The sequence below is a fragment of the Streptomyces spinoverrucosus genome (genome assembly GCF_015712165.1).
GTDB classification, from domain to species: Bacteria; Actinomycetota; Actinomycetes; order Streptomycetales; family Streptomycetaceae; genus Streptomyces; species Streptomyces spinoverrucosus_A.
In genome coordinates this window covers 328,811-344,292 of record NZ_JADPZX010000001.1, presented here as the reverse complement: position 1 = coordinate 344,292, position 15,482 = coordinate 328,811, and the positions used below count along the sequence as shown (strand labels likewise).

The 15,482-nt window shown below is 70.6% G+C and carries 13 protein-coding genes; 5 read left to right on the top strand and 8 right to left on the bottom strand.

Going from position 1 to position 15,482, the window contains the following annotated elements; genetic code table 11:
- Positions 1-72 precede the first annotated feature (72 nt).
- Together I2W78_RS01590 and I2W78_RS01585 are read left to right on the top strand one after the other, a co-directional pair.
- Positions 73-1,149, top strand: a complete 1,077-nt coding sequence (locus I2W78_RS01590) for an NAD(P)H-dependent amine dehydrogenase family protein (protein ID WP_196456250.1) — start codon at positions 73-75, stop codon at positions 1,147-1,149.
- 63 nt (positions 1,150-1,212) lie between these two features.
- Positions 1,213-1,638 carry a carboxymuconolactone decarboxylase family protein gene (locus tag I2W78_RS01585; RefSeq protein WP_374222714.1) on the top strand — a complete coding sequence of 142 codons (426 nt, stop codon included), beginning with the start codon at positions 1,213-1,215 and terminating at the stop codon, positions 1,636-1,638.
- Positions 1,639-1,644: 6 nt separating this feature from the next.
- On the opposite strand, the gene I2W78_RS01580 is transcribed toward I2W78_RS01585, so the two are convergent.
- The gene (locus tag I2W78_RS01580; protein ID WP_196456248.1) at positions 1,645-3,288 is read right to left on the bottom strand and encodes a GMC oxidoreductase; all 1,644 of its coding nucleotides are present in this window, start codon (positions 3,286-3,288) and stop codon (positions 1,645-1,647) included.
- A 210-nt stretch (positions 3,289-3,498) separates the two neighbouring features.
- On the opposite strand from I2W78_RS01580, the gene I2W78_RS01575 reads away from it, so the two are divergent.
- On the top strand, positions 3,499-4,719 hold the full coding sequence (locus I2W78_RS01575) for an alginate lyase family protein (protein ID WP_196456246.1): 1,221 nt from the start codon (positions 3,499-3,501) through the stop codon (positions 4,717-4,719).
- A 50-nt stretch (positions 4,720-4,769) separates the two neighbouring features.
- On the opposite strand, the gene I2W78_RS01570 is transcribed toward I2W78_RS01575, so the two are convergent.
- Positions 4,770-5,534, bottom strand: a complete 765-nt coding sequence (locus tag I2W78_RS01570; protein ID WP_196456244.1) for a carbonic anhydrase — start codon at positions 5,532-5,534, stop codon at positions 4,770-4,772.
- 297 nt (positions 5,535-5,831) lie between these two features.
- Between I2W78_RS01570 and I2W78_RS01565 the strand changes: the two genes are divergently transcribed.
- Positions 5,832-7,511, top strand: a complete 1,680-nt coding sequence (locus tag I2W78_RS01565) for a hypothetical protein (RefSeq protein ID WP_196456242.1) — start codon at positions 5,832-5,834, stop codon at positions 7,509-7,511.
- A 1-nt stretch (position 7,512) separates the two neighbouring features.
- On the opposite strand, the gene I2W78_RS01560 is transcribed toward I2W78_RS01565, so the two are convergent.
- Genes I2W78_RS01560 through I2W78_RS01540 form a run of 5 tightly spaced genes read right to left on the bottom strand, consistent with a single transcriptional unit; the run spans position 7,513 to position 12,989 of the window.
- Entirely contained in the window at positions 7,513-9,318 is a 1,806-nt protein-coding gene (locus tag I2W78_RS01560) for a hypothetical protein (protein WP_230885292.1), read from the bottom strand.
- Entirely contained in the window at positions 9,315-9,911 is a 597-nt protein-coding gene (locus tag I2W78_RS01555) for a hypothetical protein (protein WP_196456240.1), read from the bottom strand. Before I2W78_RS01555 ends, I2W78_RS01560 begins: the two co-directional genes overlap by 4 nt.
- Positions 9,908-10,771, bottom strand: coding sequence for a carbohydrate ABC transporter permease (locus I2W78_RS01550; RefSeq protein WP_196456238.1), 864 nt, complete (start codon positions 10,769-10,771; stop codon positions 9,908-9,910). The genes I2W78_RS01555 and I2W78_RS01550 overlap by 4 nt, the downstream gene beginning before the upstream one ends.
- A complete protein-coding gene (locus I2W78_RS01545; RefSeq protein WP_196456236.1) occupies positions 10,768-11,706 on the bottom strand; it encodes a carbohydrate ABC transporter permease in 939 nt (312 codons plus the stop codon). The genes I2W78_RS01550 and I2W78_RS01545 overlap by 4 nt, the downstream gene beginning before the upstream one ends.
- Positions 11,703-12,989 carry an ABC transporter substrate-binding protein gene (locus I2W78_RS01540; RefSeq protein WP_196456234.1) on the bottom strand — a complete coding sequence of 429 codons (1,287 nt, stop codon included), beginning with the start codon at positions 12,987-12,989 and terminating at the stop codon, positions 11,703-11,705. Before I2W78_RS01540 ends, I2W78_RS01545 begins: the two co-directional genes overlap by 4 nt.
- Positions 12,990-13,103: 114 nt before the next feature.
- Here I2W78_RS01540 and I2W78_RS01535 point away from each other — a divergent pair, with 114 nt between their 5' ends.
- Positions 13,104-14,411: a Gfo/Idh/MocA family protein gene (locus I2W78_RS01535; protein WP_196456232.1), complete on the top strand. Its 1,308-nt coding sequence runs from the start codon at positions 13,104-13,106 to the stop codon at positions 14,409-14,411.
- Between the two features lie 150 nt (positions 14,412-14,561).
- On the opposite strand, the gene I2W78_RS01530 is transcribed toward I2W78_RS01535, so the two are convergent.
- The gene (locus I2W78_RS01530) at positions 14,562-15,449 is read right to left on the bottom strand and encodes a LysR family transcriptional regulator (protein WP_196464356.1); all 888 of its coding nucleotides are present in this window, start codon (positions 15,447-15,449) and stop codon (positions 14,562-14,564) included.
- Positions 15,450-15,482: the final 33 nt, after the last annotated feature.

Here is a 15,482-nt window from a genome sequence, read left to right as displayed (position 1 = left end):
TCCCCGTTCGGGCAGGAAAGATCTCCCTGCACGGCTCTGGGAACCTTTGCCTCGCCTCGTTACCCTCCGCCCATGATTTCCACGGTTGTGTGGGGTACGGGCAATGTCGGCCGCGCGGCGATCCGTGCCGTCGACGCGCATCCGTCGCTGGGCCTCGCGGCCGTACTGGTCGCCGACCCCGCCAAGGTCGGCCGGGACGCGGGCGACCTGAGCGGACTCGGCCGCCCGCTGGGCGTGCCGGCGACCGACGACGTCGCCGCCGTGCTCGCGACCGGCCCACGCGCGGTCGTGTACGCGGCCTCCGGAGACGTACGCCCCGATGAGGCGCTGCGGGACATCGAACGGGCCGTCCGGGCCGGGGCGGTCGTCGTCACGCCGTCCGTCTACGGGATGTACGACCACCGGGGCGCCCCGCCCGACATCAGGAAGCCGCTGCTGGAGGCCGTGGCGACCGGCGGCGGGTCCCTGTTCGTCTCCGGAGTCGACCCCGGCTGGGCGAACGACACCCTGCCCCTGCTGATCACCGGCCTCGGCTCGCGGATCGACGCGGTGCGCTGCCAGGAGATCTTCGACTACTCCACGTACGACCAGGAGGACTCGGTACGGCACCTGGTCGGCATGGGGCACCCGATGGACTACCAGCCGCCGATGCTCGTCGAGGGCGTGCCGACGGTGGTGTGGGGCGGGCAGCTGCGGATGATGGCCACAGGCCTGGGCGTCGAACTGGACGAGGTCCGCGAGACGTTGGAGCGGCGCCCGCTGGAGGCCACCGTCACCACGCCCACCATGGGCGAGTTCGCCGCCGGTACGCAGGGCGCCGTGCGCTTCGAGGTGCAGGGTGTCGTCGCAGGACGGCCCCGTATCGTCGTCGAGCACGTCACCCGCATCCACGCCTCCTGCGCCCCGGACTGGCCACAGCCCCCCGGGGGCGGCGCCGGAGCGCACCGGATCGTCATCGAGGGCCGCCCCCGTATAGAGGTCACCGTCGAGGCGAGCGACGAGGGCGGTAACCGGTCGGCGGGGGGCAACGCCACCGCCGCCGGCCGCCTGGTCAACGCCATCGACTGGCTCACCGAGGCGGCGCCCGGCCTCTACGACGCGCTCGACGTGCCGCTGCGCCCCGCAGTCGGCCGACTGGGAAGGACATGACCGGTGACCCTGCGCATCGACATCCCCGAGGGAGCGGACCCCATCCCCTACGTGTGGGGGGAGATGGTCCCCGAGATCGGCACGGCGGCGTCGAACTTCTCGCTCGCGGTGTACGCCCACACCACCCTGGGCCTGCGCGAGTTCGAGGCGGCACGGCTGCGGATCGCGCAGATCAACGGCTGCGCCTTCTGCCTGGACTGGCGCACCGAGCGCGACGGGCGGAAAGTGGAGGACGACTTCGCGGACGCGGTCACCGCCTGGCGCACCACGGACGCCTTCGACGAACGCACCCGCCTGGCCGCCGAGTACGCCGAGCGCTACGCCCTGGACCACCACGGCCTCGACGAGGACTTCTGGAGCCGGATGACGGCCCACTACAGCCAGGCGGAGATCGTGGAGCTCACCATGAGCATCGGCTCGTGGCTGGCGTTCGGCCGGCTCAACCATGTGCTGGGGCTGGACACTGTCTGTGTCCTGCCCCAGCGGTGAGGTGGTTCAGAAGTCGGCGGCGATTATTTCCTCGATGTTCCGTTCGGCGAGCGCCGCGATGGTGACGAAGGGGTTCACGCTCGTGTTGCCGGGGATCAGTGCGCCGTCGATGGCATAGAGGCCGGAATGGCCGTGCAGGCGGCCGTAGTTGTCCGTCGCCTTGTTCAGTACCGCGCCTCCCAGGGGATGGTAGGTGAGGTGGTCGCCCCAGATCTTGTGGATGCCGAAGAGATCGGTGCGGTAGATCGTGCCCTCTTTCGCGTTGATCCGGTCGAATATCGACTTGGCCATGGTGATCGACGGCTGCTTCCAGGACGTCTGCCAGTTCAGTTCCACCTTTCCGTTCGCCGGGTTCCACGAGAACTCCGCGCGGTGCGGATTCTTGGTGATCGACAGATAGAACGAGGCGTACGTCTCGATTCCGGTGGGCAGCGGCGCGACTTCAGCGAAGGCTCCGCCGGCGGCCCAGTTGTCGATACCGGCGGTGGGAATCGCGGACTGCAGGGCACCGGTGGGATCCCACATGTGGTTGGCCCGCCCGCACATGACATTGCCGTTGTCGCCCCAGCCCTTTCCGACCTCGCCGTTCAGGCCGGGTAGTGCGCCGGTCGCCTTCAGCCGGACCAGGAGTTTGCTGGTGCCGACGCTGCCGGCGGCGAAGAACACGCGGTCCGCGGTGACCGTTTTCGTGGCCGTGACGGCGCCGCCGGTGTCGAGTTGCTCCATGCCGACCGTGTAGCCGCCCAGGGACGCGGGAGCGACGGAGACGACCCTGTGCAGCGGCGAGATGGTGACCTTCCCGGTGGCCCGGGCCCGGGCGAGATAGGTCTGCTGGAGTGACTTCTTGCCGTGGTTGTTGCCGTAGAGGATCTCACCGGCCAGCGCCGACTTCGGGACCGTGCCGGCGGCCTCCTGCTTCATGTAGTCCCAGTCGTAGACGTCCGGGACGAAGACGAAGGGGAACCCGGAACGCTGGGCGTGTTTGCGGCCCACCCGGGCGTACTGGTAGCACGCGGCCGTCTCGAACCAGGCCGGGTCGATGGTGCTGACGCCGAGTTCGGCGTTGGCGCGCGGGTAGTACACGTCGTACATCTCGTCCGCGTCGACGGAGGGCAGGACGGCACCGAAGTTCTCGCGCCTCGGTGTCACGGCCATGCCGCCGTTGACGAGTGATCCGCCGCCGACTCCGCGTCCCTGATAGACCGTGATCCCGCCCATTTCCTCGGCATCGAGAATGCCGGTGTAACGGGGCACGTCCTTGTCGAGCGGAAAGCCGAGGAAGTTGCTGAGGGGTTGTTTGGTTCTGGTGCGCAGCCAGAACGACCGATAGTCGGGAGTGGTGGTGTTGGCGAAGATCTTTCCGTCCGGACCCGGGGTGTCCCAGGCCATTCCCATGTCGACCATGTGCACTTCGACACCGGCCTGCGCGAGCCGGAGAGCGGCTACCGAGCCGCCGTATCCGGTGCCGATCACCAGGACCGGAATCCGCACGCCCGGTTTGATTACGGCGGTGTTCTGTTGCGGGGCCGCCAGGGCGTGAGAGTGGTGACCGCCGATCACCGCGGCGCCCGTAATGAAACTCGTTCCAGCGATGAATCGGCGGCGGGAGATTCCGCTTAGTGGGGGTCTGTTCTGGAGGTCAGCGCTCATACGGCACTCCTCGTTTTCGAGTGAATCGAAACGGGTTCTACTGCCGTCGGCATACGAAGTCACGACATACCTCTAGGTAACTTTCCGCGCGTCACCCCAACGCCTCTTCTTTCCTTGCGTCTTGACGGAAGGCTGGTCCGTACCTATGGTCACGGCCAACGCGCGCGTTCAGTCACTCACCCGTCGTTCACATACAAGAACGGACCCCCCATGGCAGACGCACCCGTTCGACCCCGCCGCAGGACTCGGCTCCCGCTCCTGGCCGCGACCACCGCCACCGCGGCCGCCCTGGTGGCCACCGTGCTCGCCGGACCCGGCGCACCCCGCGCCGACGCCGCCCCCGCCACCTTCGTCCACCCCGGAGTGACCGTCTCCAAGAGCCAGTTGGACTTCACGCGGAGCAAGGTTGGTGCCGGCGCCCAGCCCTGGAAGGGTGCCTTCGACCGGATGATGGCGAGCAAGTACGCCGACCTGAACCGCACACCCAAGCCCCGCGCGGTCGTCGAGTGCGGCTCCTACTCCAACCCCAACAACGGCTGCACCGACGAGCGCGAGGACGCGATCGCCGCGTACACCCACGCCCTCGCCTGGTACATCACCCGCGACGAGCGGCACGCCCGCAAGGCCATCGAACTGATGGACGCCTGGTCGGCCGTGATCCGCGATCACACCAACAGCAACGCCCCGCTGCAGACCGGCTGGGCCGGCTCCTCCTGGCCCAAGGCCGCCGAGATCATCAAGTACACCTACACCGGAAACTGGGCGAACTCCGGGCGCTTCGCCACCATGCTCCGCTCCGTCTACCTTCCCGAGATCATCAACGGCTCGAACTCCAACGGCAACTGGGAGCTGTCGATGATGGAGGCCGCGATCGGCATCTCCGTCTTCCTGGAGGACAAGGCCTCCTACGACAAGGCCATGGCGAAGTTCCGCACCCGCACCGCCGCCTTCGTCTACCTCGCCTCCGACGGCGACCTGCCGAAGACGGTGCCGAGCCAGAACCTCGACACCCGCGACAAGATCGTCAGGTACTGGCAGGGCCAGTCCACCTTCGTCACCGGCCTCACCCAGGAGACCTGCCGGGACCTCACCCACACCGGATACGGCATCTCCGCCATCTCCCACGTGGCGGAGACCAGCCGCATCCAGGGCCAGGACCTCTACGGCACCGACGTCGGCGAACGGCTCCGGCACGCCCTCGGCTTCCAGGCCAAGTACGAGATGGGCGCGGCCGTCCCGAGCTGGCTGTGCGGCGGCTCCCTGCACCTCGGGCTCGGGCCGGTCACCGAGGTCGGCTACAACGCCCTGCACAACCGGCTCGGCCATGCCATGACCAACACCCAGGCCCTGACCGAGCGCAACCGCCCGGCCGGCAGCAACAACCTCTTCGTGGCCTGGGAGACCCTCACGCACGGCGACAACCCGAACTGACCCGTGGGGGCGGGCGGATCGCGTGTCCGCCCGCCCCCGTGCGTGACGTGTCAGTCGATGCGGTGCACGCGCTGGGTCGTCAGCTCGTAGCGCGCGCCGACGACGGCGAGTTGCCCGGACGCCACCTTGGCGGCCAGGTCGGGTTCGGCGGCGAGGCGGGAACGGACGAGCCGTACGTTGGCGTCGACGCTCGCGTCGACGCGGGCGTCGCCCTCCTTGGTGTGGTCGATGGCCGGGCTTATCTCGTCGGCCAGGTACTGGATGTGGGCCGGCAGCCGCTGCCCGGACTCCTCCGCCTCGACGGCGGCCCGCACGGCGCCGCACGACTGGTGGCCGAGGACCAGGACGAGCGGTATGGCCAGTTCGAGGACCCCGTAGGCGACGCTGCCGAGCACGGCCTCGTCCAGGACCTCACCCGCGCTGCGCACCGTGAGCAGGTCACCGAGCCCCTGGTCGAAGACCAGCTCCGGGGGGACGCGGGAGTCGACGCAGCTGAGGATCACCGCGAACGGGTGCTGACCGGACGTCAGCGTCTGCCGGACGGCCGGTGACTCGTTGGGGTGCCGCTCACGGAAGGTGCGCCAGCGCAGATTGCCCGCCTCCAGCTCGCGCAGGGCCTGCGCGGGGGTGCTCGGGCGGTGGTGCGGCGCTGCGGTGACGGCGGACGCGGGGGAGGCGTCGAGGGCGAGGCCGGCACCGAGCGCCGCGGCGCCGGTCAGAGCGGCGCGCAGGAGGGCACGGCGGGCGGGCGCCGCCGTGGCGGACGAGGTCGGCTCAACGCCGGTGCCTCTGAGAGGGGTGTTGTCGAGGTTCACGTCCACGAACGTATGTCCGAGGCGAAGCTGTGGGGTTCATACTACTGAATCATGGCCTGGCATGGTGAATTCATGGCCAAGGGTTGAGTTGTGCTTGGGATGCCCGAGGGACGTACTTGGCCCAGCAGCCCACTCCTCCAAGGTCACCGGTACCGCACCCGTGATCCCTCTTTCGTGTCGTCGCTGCCCCCATCGCGTGCGTACGGCCCGCCAACGCCCCGACGGCACCTGAGAATTGCCCGGGTCGGGAGCCGGCGAGCCGGTGCCGCGACGCCCGCGCGATCACAGGAGACACGGATGGACTACTACGACCTCGGCACCCACACCCGCCCGGTGACGACCTCGTCGCCCGAAGCCCAGCTGTGGTTCGACCGCGGCCTGATCTGGACGTACGCCTTCCACCACGAGGAGGCCGTCTCCTGCTTCGAGGCCGCCGTGGCCGCCGACCCCGACTGCGCCATGGCCCACTGGGGCATCGCCTACGCCCTCGGCCCCAACTACAACAAGCCCTGGGACGCCTTCGACGAGCAGGAACTGGTCCGCAGCGTCGACCGCACCCACGCCGCCGTGGAACGCGCGCACGAGAAGTCGGCCGGCGCCACACCCGTGGAGCGCGCCCTGATCGAGGCCCTGCGCGCCCGTTACCCGCAGTCCGAGGCCGTCGAGGACTGCTCGGTGTGGAACGAGCCCTACGCCGACCGCATGCGCGCGGTGTACGAACTCGCCCCCGACGACCTCGACATCGCCACCCTGTACGCCGACGCCCTGATGAACCTCACCCCCTGGCAGCTGTGGGACATCCGCACCGGAGAGCCCGCCGAGGGGACCCGCACCCTTGAGGCCAAGGACGTCCTCGAACGCGCGATCGCCACCGAGGACGGGGCACGGCACCCCGGCGTGCTGCACATGTACATCCACCTGATGGAGATGTCCCCCACCCCCGAGGCGGCCCTGACCGTCGCCGACCGGCTGCGCCCCCTGGTGCCCGACGCCGGGCACCTCCTGCACATGCCCTCGCACCTGGACGTGCTGTGCGGCGACTACCGGCGTGTGGTCGCGGGCAACAGCGACGCGATCGCCGCCGACGAGAAGTTCCTCGCGCAGTCCGGCCCGATGAACTTCTACACCCTCTACCGCTCGCACAACTACCACTTCAAGATCTACGGCGCGATGTTCCTCGGCCAGTCCCGGACCGCGCTGGAAACGGCCGCCAAGCTTGAGGAGACCATCACGGAGGAGCTGCTGCGGGTGGAGAGCCCGCCCATGGCCGACTGGCTGGAGGGCTTCCTCGCCATGCGGGTCCACGTGCTGATCCGCTTCGGCCGCTGGGCGGACATCCTTCAGCTGCCCTTCCCCGAGGACGTGCGGCTCTACTGCGTGACCATCGCGATGCTGCACTACGCGCGCGGCGTCGCCCTCTCCGCGACCGGCCGGATCGACGAGGCCGAGGCCGAGCGGCGGCGGTTCCGCGAGGCCGTCGGCCGGGTCCCGCAGTCCCGCACCCTGTTCAACAACACCTGCGCCGACATCCTCGCCGTCGCCGCGGAGATGCTCGACGGCGAGCTGGAGTACCGCAAGGGCAACCACGCCGAGGCCTTCGCCGCGCTGGAACGGTCGATCGAGCTCGACGACAGCCTCCCCTACGACGAGCCCTGGGGCTGGATGCAGCCCACCCGCCACGCCTACGGCGCCCTGCTCCTCGAACAGGGCCGGGTCGCCGAGGCCGAGGCGGTCTACCGGGCCGACCTCGGACTCGACGCGACCCTGCCCCGCGCCCAACAGCACCCCGGCAACGTCTGGTCCCTGCACGGCTTCCACGAGTGCCTGACGCGGCTGGGCAGGCTCGGCGAGGCCGAGATCGTGGCGCAGCAACTGAAGATCGCCGCCGCCCTGGCGGACGTACCGATCGAGTCGTCCTGCTTCTGCCGCATGGGACAGCCCGCCGATCAGGACGGTTGCTGCGGCCCGGAGCAGTGAGTCACTCGATCGTGAGCCGGTACCGCAGCGGGGACCTCCCGGTGATCAGGACGCGGATGCCGTCCGGTGTGAGGGAGCCGTTCATCCACGAGTAGCGTTCCCCCACGTCGACGACCGGAGGCTGCTTGCCGCCCGCCCCGTTGCCCGGTCCGAACACGATCCGGTCGTCGCCGACGGTGTACACGGCATCGCCGCCGACCAGCTGATAGGTGTCGGCCTGCCCCGCGACGGGCGTGAGCCCGTCGCCGGTCAGCGAGCCGCCGCGCCGGAAGCACAGCTCCAGCGCGAGCGGCACCGCCGACTGCGACACGTCGAAGTCCAACTGCCAGCCACCGCCCTGCACTTGACGCACCAGTACCTCGGTGCGCAGGGTGCGCCACTCCTTGGGCCGGTGCGGGAAGTCCATCGCCGACCAGAACCGCCCGTCGTTGGACAGCGGATAGTCGCCGTCGGCCCGACGGTGCTGCGGCGGCAGCGGCTGGTGGAACGCGGCCCGCACCTCGGCATGCAGCCGCCAGCCGCCGTCCACCCGCCGCAGCCCCTCGGCCCGGAAGTGCCCCAGGGAGAAGAACTGCGGGGACAGCCGCAGCGAGTCCAGGATCGCCGCGCCCTTGCGCATCTTGAAGAACGTCGGATTGGTGGACAGCCCCGAGGAGATCGCCCGCACCTCGGGGAAGTCGGTGCCGCCGAAGATCGTCGCGGTGTCCGGGCCACGCCGCACCCGCACCAGGCGGCAGTCGGGGTCGTGATGCACGAAGTCCTCGGGAAGCGGGTCCGTCCCGGGCAGCGGACGGGCCAGCTCGGGCCGGTCCAGCACCTCCGCCAGCCGGTCGCCGAGCGGCGTCTCGCCGAACGTCTGCTCCGTGCCGCGCTCCTGCAGCAGCGCGGCCACCGCGGCGAACCGCCCGTCACCGTCACGGATCGCCATCTCCCGGTACTGGAGCCAGAATTCCGGCAGATAACGCAACGCCGTCTGGTCCTGACGCCGCGAATGCACGCTCTCCACCTCGCCGTTGGGCTCGATGACGAAGAGGGTCGCCTTGAGGTTGGCCCGCACGTGGTCGTACAGATCCTTACGACCGTAGTGGCGGGCCAGGGTCAGCAGCGCCGGGTTGGTGACCACGGCCGAGTAGGTGGGGCTGCGCTCGCTGTACTCACCGCCCGGGAGCCGGTCGATGCCCTCCGCCAGCCAGGCGTCGACGCGCCGCGCGTACGCCGGGTCGGGCCGGCGGCGGTGGATCCGCGCGAGCGCCGAACACACCAGCCAGCGGTGGTTGGCCGTGTGCACACCGCCGTGCGCCAGCCCCGGCCCCGCCTTGCGCAACACCCCCTCGACCGTCCTGCGCACGCCTTCGGTCGCCGGGTGCCCGTCCCGCTCCAGCAGCGCGTACGCCATGTTCAGATCGACGACGGAGAAGGCGGTGTCCGGCGGCGAGTGCACCGCCCCCTGGTCGTACAGACCGTCGTCGTACTGCTCCGCCGCGAGCACGTCGGCCAACTCGCCGAGCGGACCGAGCAGGTGGCGGGAGTGGTGGTACGCGGAGTCCTCGTGCACGTGGACGGAGGTGAACGTCCGCAGTGCCCGGGCGGCGGCCCGCGCCCGGCCCCGGTCGCGCAGGTCGGTGACCGTCTCGCCGTACGTAGTGAGCAGCCCGGCGACGCGCCGGTCGGCGGCCTCGGTCAGCAGCGCGAGGAAGGCGTCGTCGGTCCGCGTACCGGCCGCGGCGGGGGAGCCGCCGATCCCGGTGGCCGCGGCGGCCGTCGCGGTCGTGGCGGTCGTGGCGAGGAAGGTTCTACGGGCGATCACATGCTCTCCTGTCGTACGTCGACGGCGGTCAGAGCCAGGGCCAGCGGCCCCGGCGCGAGAAGGGCCAGCGGCAGCAGCATCCAGCCGCACAGCACGGCGGCCGCGAGAGCGAGCAGGACCAGACCGCTCCCGCCCGGATCCCGTACGGCGTCCCGGGCCGCCTCGCGCACGGCCGCGGGCCAGTCGGTGAGCGAGGCCGGCCGGGCGCACGCGCGCAGCCCCACGACTGCCGCGCCCGCCCCGATCACCCCCGCCAGCACGGCGAACGGCCGCGCCCCCGGAAGCCCGGCCGCCGCCAGCGCCAGATCCGCGACCAGCAGCAGCACCCCGGCGAGCACCACCGCACCGGCGGCCAGGTCCCCGCCCCGCAACCGCTGCCGCAGCAGGGCGAAGTACCGCCCGGCCGTGGCCGGCCGGTCCTCGCGTACGCCGCGCAGCACCGCGCACGCCGTGGACAGCGCCGCCGGTGCGGTCACCAGCGGCAGACACGCCACGGCGGTGGCGAGGCCCACGCTGAGCACGTCCGCGAACAGCGTCGCGCGGGGACCGAACAACTCGCCCGGCTCCCGGGGCGTATCTGTGGGGGCGCTCATCCCTTGACCCCCGAACTGGCCATGCCCTCCACCAGGAACCGCTGGAAGGCCAGGAAGAACAGCACGATCGGCAGCAGCGCGATCACCGACATCGCGAACATCGGCCCGAACGACGACTGGCTGGAGGCGTCCACGAACGCCCGCAGCGCCAGCGTCAGCGTGAACTTCTCCGGCGAGAAGAGATAGATCAGCTGGGTGAAGAAGTCGTTCCAGGTCCAGATGAAGGTGAAGATGGCCGTGGTGATCAGCGCGGGGCGGGTCAGCGGCAGGATCACCAGGAAGAAGCTGCGGAACGGGCCGCAGCCGTCGATGCGCGCCGCCTCCTCCAGTTCGCGTGGCAGCCCGCGCATGAACTGCACGATGAGGAAGACGAAGAACGCCTCCGTGGCCAGGAACTTGGGCAGGATCAGCGGCCAGTAGGTGTTCACCATGCCGAGCTGGTTGAAGATGATGTACTGCGGGATCAGCACCGCGTGGTGCGGCAGCATGATCGTGGCGATCATGAAGGCGAACAGCGGGCCCCGGAATCGGAACCGCAGCCGAGCGAAGGCGTACGCGGCCAGCGAGCAGGACAGCACGTTGCCGATGACCGCGCCGCCCGCGATCAGCAGCGAGTTGGTGAGCAGCCGGCCCACCGAGACGTCGTTGACGCCGTCCAGGGCCGTGGAGTAGTTCGACCACTCCAGACGGCTCGGCAGCAGCCTCAGGCTGGCGATCACCTCGTCGGCGGGCTTGAGCGAGGTCGCCAGCAGCCAGGCCAGCGGGTACAGCATCACCAGCAGCGCGGCCAGACAGCCGACGTGCAGCGCCACGCGCCGCCAGGGAACGGCCTTGCGGACAGCGGGAGTCGCCGTAGTCATCGGTCCCCCTCGGAGGCGTAGAAGACCCAGGAGCGTGAGGTGCGGAACAGCACGGCGGTCACCGCGCCGATCACGATCAGCAGCACCCAGGCCATGGCGGAGGCGTAGCCCATGTGGGAGGCGACGAAGCCGCGATCGTAGAGGTAGAGCGTGTAGAAGAGCGTCGAGTCGGCCGGACCACCCTTGCCCGCGCTGACCGCGAAGGCCGGAGTGAAGACCTGGAAGGCCTGGATGGTCTGCAACACGAGGTTGAAGAAGAGCACCGGCGACAGCATGGGGATCGTGATGTGCGCGAACTGCCGCCACCGGCTCGCCCCGTCGACGGCGGCGGCCTCGTACAACTCACCGGGTATCTGGAGCAGCCCGGCGAGGAAGATGACCATCGGCGCGCCGAACTGCCACACCGTCAGCAGCGCGACCGCGAACAGCGCCCAGCCCGGCTTGTTGACCCAGCCGCCGGTGCCGAACAGGTTGTCCACCGTGCCGCCGTCGTTGAAGACCGCCCGCCAGACCAGGGCGATCGACATCGAGGCGCCCAGCAGCGAGGGCGCGTAGAAGGCGGAGCGGTAGAAGGCCCGGCCGCGCCGCATCGACTTCAGCGCCAGCGCCACGGCCAGGGCGAGCGCGAGTTGCAGGGGGACGGCGATGACGACGTACGTCAGCGTCGCGACCACCGAACGCCAGTAGCGCGGGTCCTCGGTGAACATCTGCGTGTAGTTGCGCAGGCCGACCCAGCTCGGCGGGTTGAACAGGTCGTAGTCGGTGAACGACAGGTACAGCGAGACGGCCATCGGCAGCAGGGTCAGCACGCACGCGCCGAGCACCCAGGGGGACAGGAACACCCAGGCGGCGCCCTCGCGGCGGCGGCGCGCGGGCCTGCTGGGCGGGGCGACGCCCTTCGCGGGTGCGGCCGTCGGCACTTCCGTTGTGGTCATGACCTCAGCTCCGCCTTCGCCTCGGTGATGTAGTTCTCGGCCGCCTCGCGGGGCGACATCCGCTCGTACGAGACCTGGTCGTAGTCCCGCTGGAACGTCGTCTGCAGGGCGCTGTCCCCGGACGGCGGTGCCTGTGGCGGATCGTTGAGCTCGCCCTCGACGGTGGCGTGGTAGTCGTGGATGACCTTGTCGAAGTCCTTGAGGTCGGGGGCGATCTCCTCGCGCAGGGTCTCGTTGACCGGCATGCTGCGCGTGGCGCCGAGGACGCGTGCGGCGCCCGGGTCGTTGAGCATGAAGTCGATCAGCCGGGCGGCCTCCCGGGGATGTTCGGAGTTGGCGGCGATGCCCATGAACATCGACGGCTTGAAGTACTGGCCGGGCGTGCCGTCCTCACCGGACGGCATCGGCGCCAGCGTCACGCCCTCGCCGACCAGCGCGACGAAACCGCTCGCGGGCGCGTCCCAGTTGATGTCCACGACGGCCTTGCCGCGGCCGAGCGGGGTGTTCTCGACGGTGCCGTCGAGCTGGGTGGTCTGCTCGGCGGGGGAGACCACGCCGTCGCGGCGGAGCCGGTCGGTGAAGGTCCACCAGCGGGTCAGGTCGTCGGCGGTGAAGCCGAGTTCGCCGTCCTCGGTGTAGAGGTCCTTGCCCTGGCCGCGCAGCCACACCTCGAAGGCGTCCTCGCTCTGCCCCGGGTCGGTGGCCGCGGGCTCGCCGGTCTTCTCGGCGAGGGCGCGCATCGCGTCGGCCCACTCGCTCCACGTCCACGCGCCGCTCGGCAGGGGAACGCCGGTGGCCTTCCACCGCTCGGCGTCGTACACCACCGTCTCCGTGCCACGCCCCTGCGGAACGGCGTACTGCCTGCCGTCCAGCGCGCCGGTGGCGAGCAGGCCCGCGTCGATCTCGTCCGTCCGCAGCACGGACTTCTGCCGGCCGAGGTCGTGGAGCACACCGCCGGACGCGTACTGGTCGATCATGCGGTAGTCGAGCTGCATCACATCGGGGGCGTCACCGCCGGCGGCCTGTGTGGCCAGCTTCTGCTTGTAGGTGTCGTAGCCGGAGAACGACGTCTGCACCTCGATGCCGGGGTACTTCTTCTCGAAGAGCCCGATCGCCTCCTCGGTCCTGGCCGCCCGGTCCGGATTGCCCCACCAGGTGTAGCGCAGCACGACCTTGCCGCCCGTACTGCTCGACTCGGTCCCACCCGAGCAGCCGGACAGCACCGCGCACAGTGCGAGTACGACCGCCGTGACACAGGACCTCCTCGTCCTGTTTCCGGGCATGCGGGTCACCTCTCTCCAGACTCTAGAAAGCGCTTGCTCGCTTCTGGGACCCTAGGGACGTCCGGATGTCACGACAAGACCCGTGCACCGCATCATCGGAACGAAAGGCTCCGCATGCCCCTGGACTCCGCGCCCCGACGCCGCTGTGCCGTGGTGGGCCTCGGCGCCCGCGCCCGTCTCTACACCCAGGCCCTGACCGGCCCGCACGCCGACCGGGCCGAACTCGTGGCGTTCTGCGACGTCAACGCGCACCGCATGGCCGTGCACAACACATGGATCGCGCCCGCCGGGCCGGTCCCGGCGTACCGGGCCGAGGACTTCGACGAGATGCTGCGCCGCGAGCGGGTCGACCTCGTGGTGGTGTGCACGGTGGACCGCACGCACGACGAGTACATCGTGCGCGCCCTCCAGGCGGGCTGCGACGTGGTCACCGAGAAGCCCATGACGACCGACGCCGACCGCGCCCGCCGCATCCTGGACGCCCGCGCCCGCACCGGCCGCTCGGTGCGGGTGGCCTTCAACTACCGCTACAACCCCGTCCATTCGGCCGTACGGGAACTCCTCGCGAGCGGCGAGATAGGCGAGGTCGGCTCGGTGCACTTCGAGTGGCTCCTCGACCTGCGGCACGGCGCCGACTACTTCCGCCGCTGGCACCGCGACAAGGCCAACTCCGGCGGCCTCCTCGTCCACAAGTCCACCCACCACTTCGACCTCGTCAACTGGTGGCTCGACGCCCGCCCCGACACCGTCTTCGCCCAGGGCGGGCTCTTCTTCTACGGCGACGAAGCCGGCCGGCGCCGCGGCCTCGCCCGCGACTACACCCGCGCCCACGGCTCCCCGGCGGCCGAGGGCGACCCCTTCGCCCTGCGCCTCGCCGACGAGCCGCTGCTCAAGTCCCTCTACCTGGACGCCGAGCCGGAGGACGGCTACCACCGCGACCAGAACGTCTTCGCGCCGGGCGTGAGCATCGAGGACGACATGGCGGTCCTCGTCCGCTACGACTCCGGCGCCACCCTGACGTACCACCTCACCGCCTACGCGCCCTGGGAGGGCTACCGGATCGCCTTCAACGGCAGCGAGGGCCGTCTCGAACTCCTCGTCGAGGAGACGACCTGGTCCCGCCCCGGCACGCAGACCGCCCTGCACGGCGCCGCGACCGACGAGGACGCCGGGCGCACGGAACTGCTGCTGCGGCGGTTCTGGGAACGCCCGCGCGAGATCAAGGTGCCCACGGGGGAGGGCGGGCACGGGGGAGGGGATGTCCGGATGCTGCACGACCTGTTCGGGCCGGGCGCGTCCGATCCGCTGGGGCGGGCTGCCGACGCGACGGCGGGGGCGCGGTCGTTGGTGACGGGGCTGGCGGCCAACGAGTCGCTGGGCTCGGGGCGGGCGGTGCGGGCGGGGGAAGTGCTGGCGGTTTGAGGGGGTGGGGGAGCGCGCTGACGTCTGGGCGGTGTGGGTGGGGGAGGTGCTGGAGGTTTGAGGGTGGGGGGAGCGCGCTGACGTCCCTTCACCCGCCCAGCGCCCGGTGGTGCCGACAGCACGGAGTTCCGCGCGCCTGTCCGAGCGGATTCACGGTGATCCGACCCCGAGGACGCCGAGCATGGCGCGGGTCGCCGGGCTGGGGTTGAAACGGCTCCACGCCAGATACTCGACCCGGCGCGGGCCGTCGACCACCGGGACCAGCGCCAGTTCCGGATCGTCGGCGGCCAGTGGGCGGATGTACGCCGACGGCATCAGCGCGATGCCGAGCCCCCGCGCGACCAGCCGGGTCATCAGCTCCACGACGGCGGCCTCGTACGCCACGTCGCGGACCAGGCCGGCGGCGGTGAACGCCCGGTCGGACTGGGCCCGCGCGGGTGTCCCCGCCGCGAAGTCCACGAAGGTCTCCCCGGCGATCTCCTCCAGCGTGACCCGGGACGCGCCGGCGAGCCGGTGCCCGGCTTGCACCACCAGCACATGCCGGTCGTGATCGAGGACGACGCTCTCCACCCCGGACGGCCGTTCGCCCTCCGGCAGGCCGAGGAAGGCGATGTCCAGGTCGCCCTCGCGGATCGCCGTCACCAGGTCGTCGCTGCGTCCGGACCGCAGGGCGACGTGAACCTGCGGATGCTGGGCCCGGTACCGCTGGAGCAACTCGGGTACGTCGACGGCGGCCGCGGTCACGATCACACCGACGGCGAGCCGCCCGCGCACCACGCCGGTCGCCGCGGCGGCGTCGGCGGCCGCGCGGTCGGCGGCGGCCAGGCACTCACGGGCGCCGGCGACGAACGCCGCCCCGGCACTGGTCAGCTCGACGCGGCGGCTGGACCGGGCGAAGAGCTGTACCCCGAGCTCGCGTTCCAGACCGGCGATCCGGTGGCTGAGCGAGGACTGCACGACCGAGCAGCGCTCGGCGGCGCGGGTGAAGTTGCGGGTTTCGGCGAGGGCGACGACGTAACGCATCTGCTGGAGGTCCACGTATTCATCGTGTTCGTTCATGGCTGCCATGAC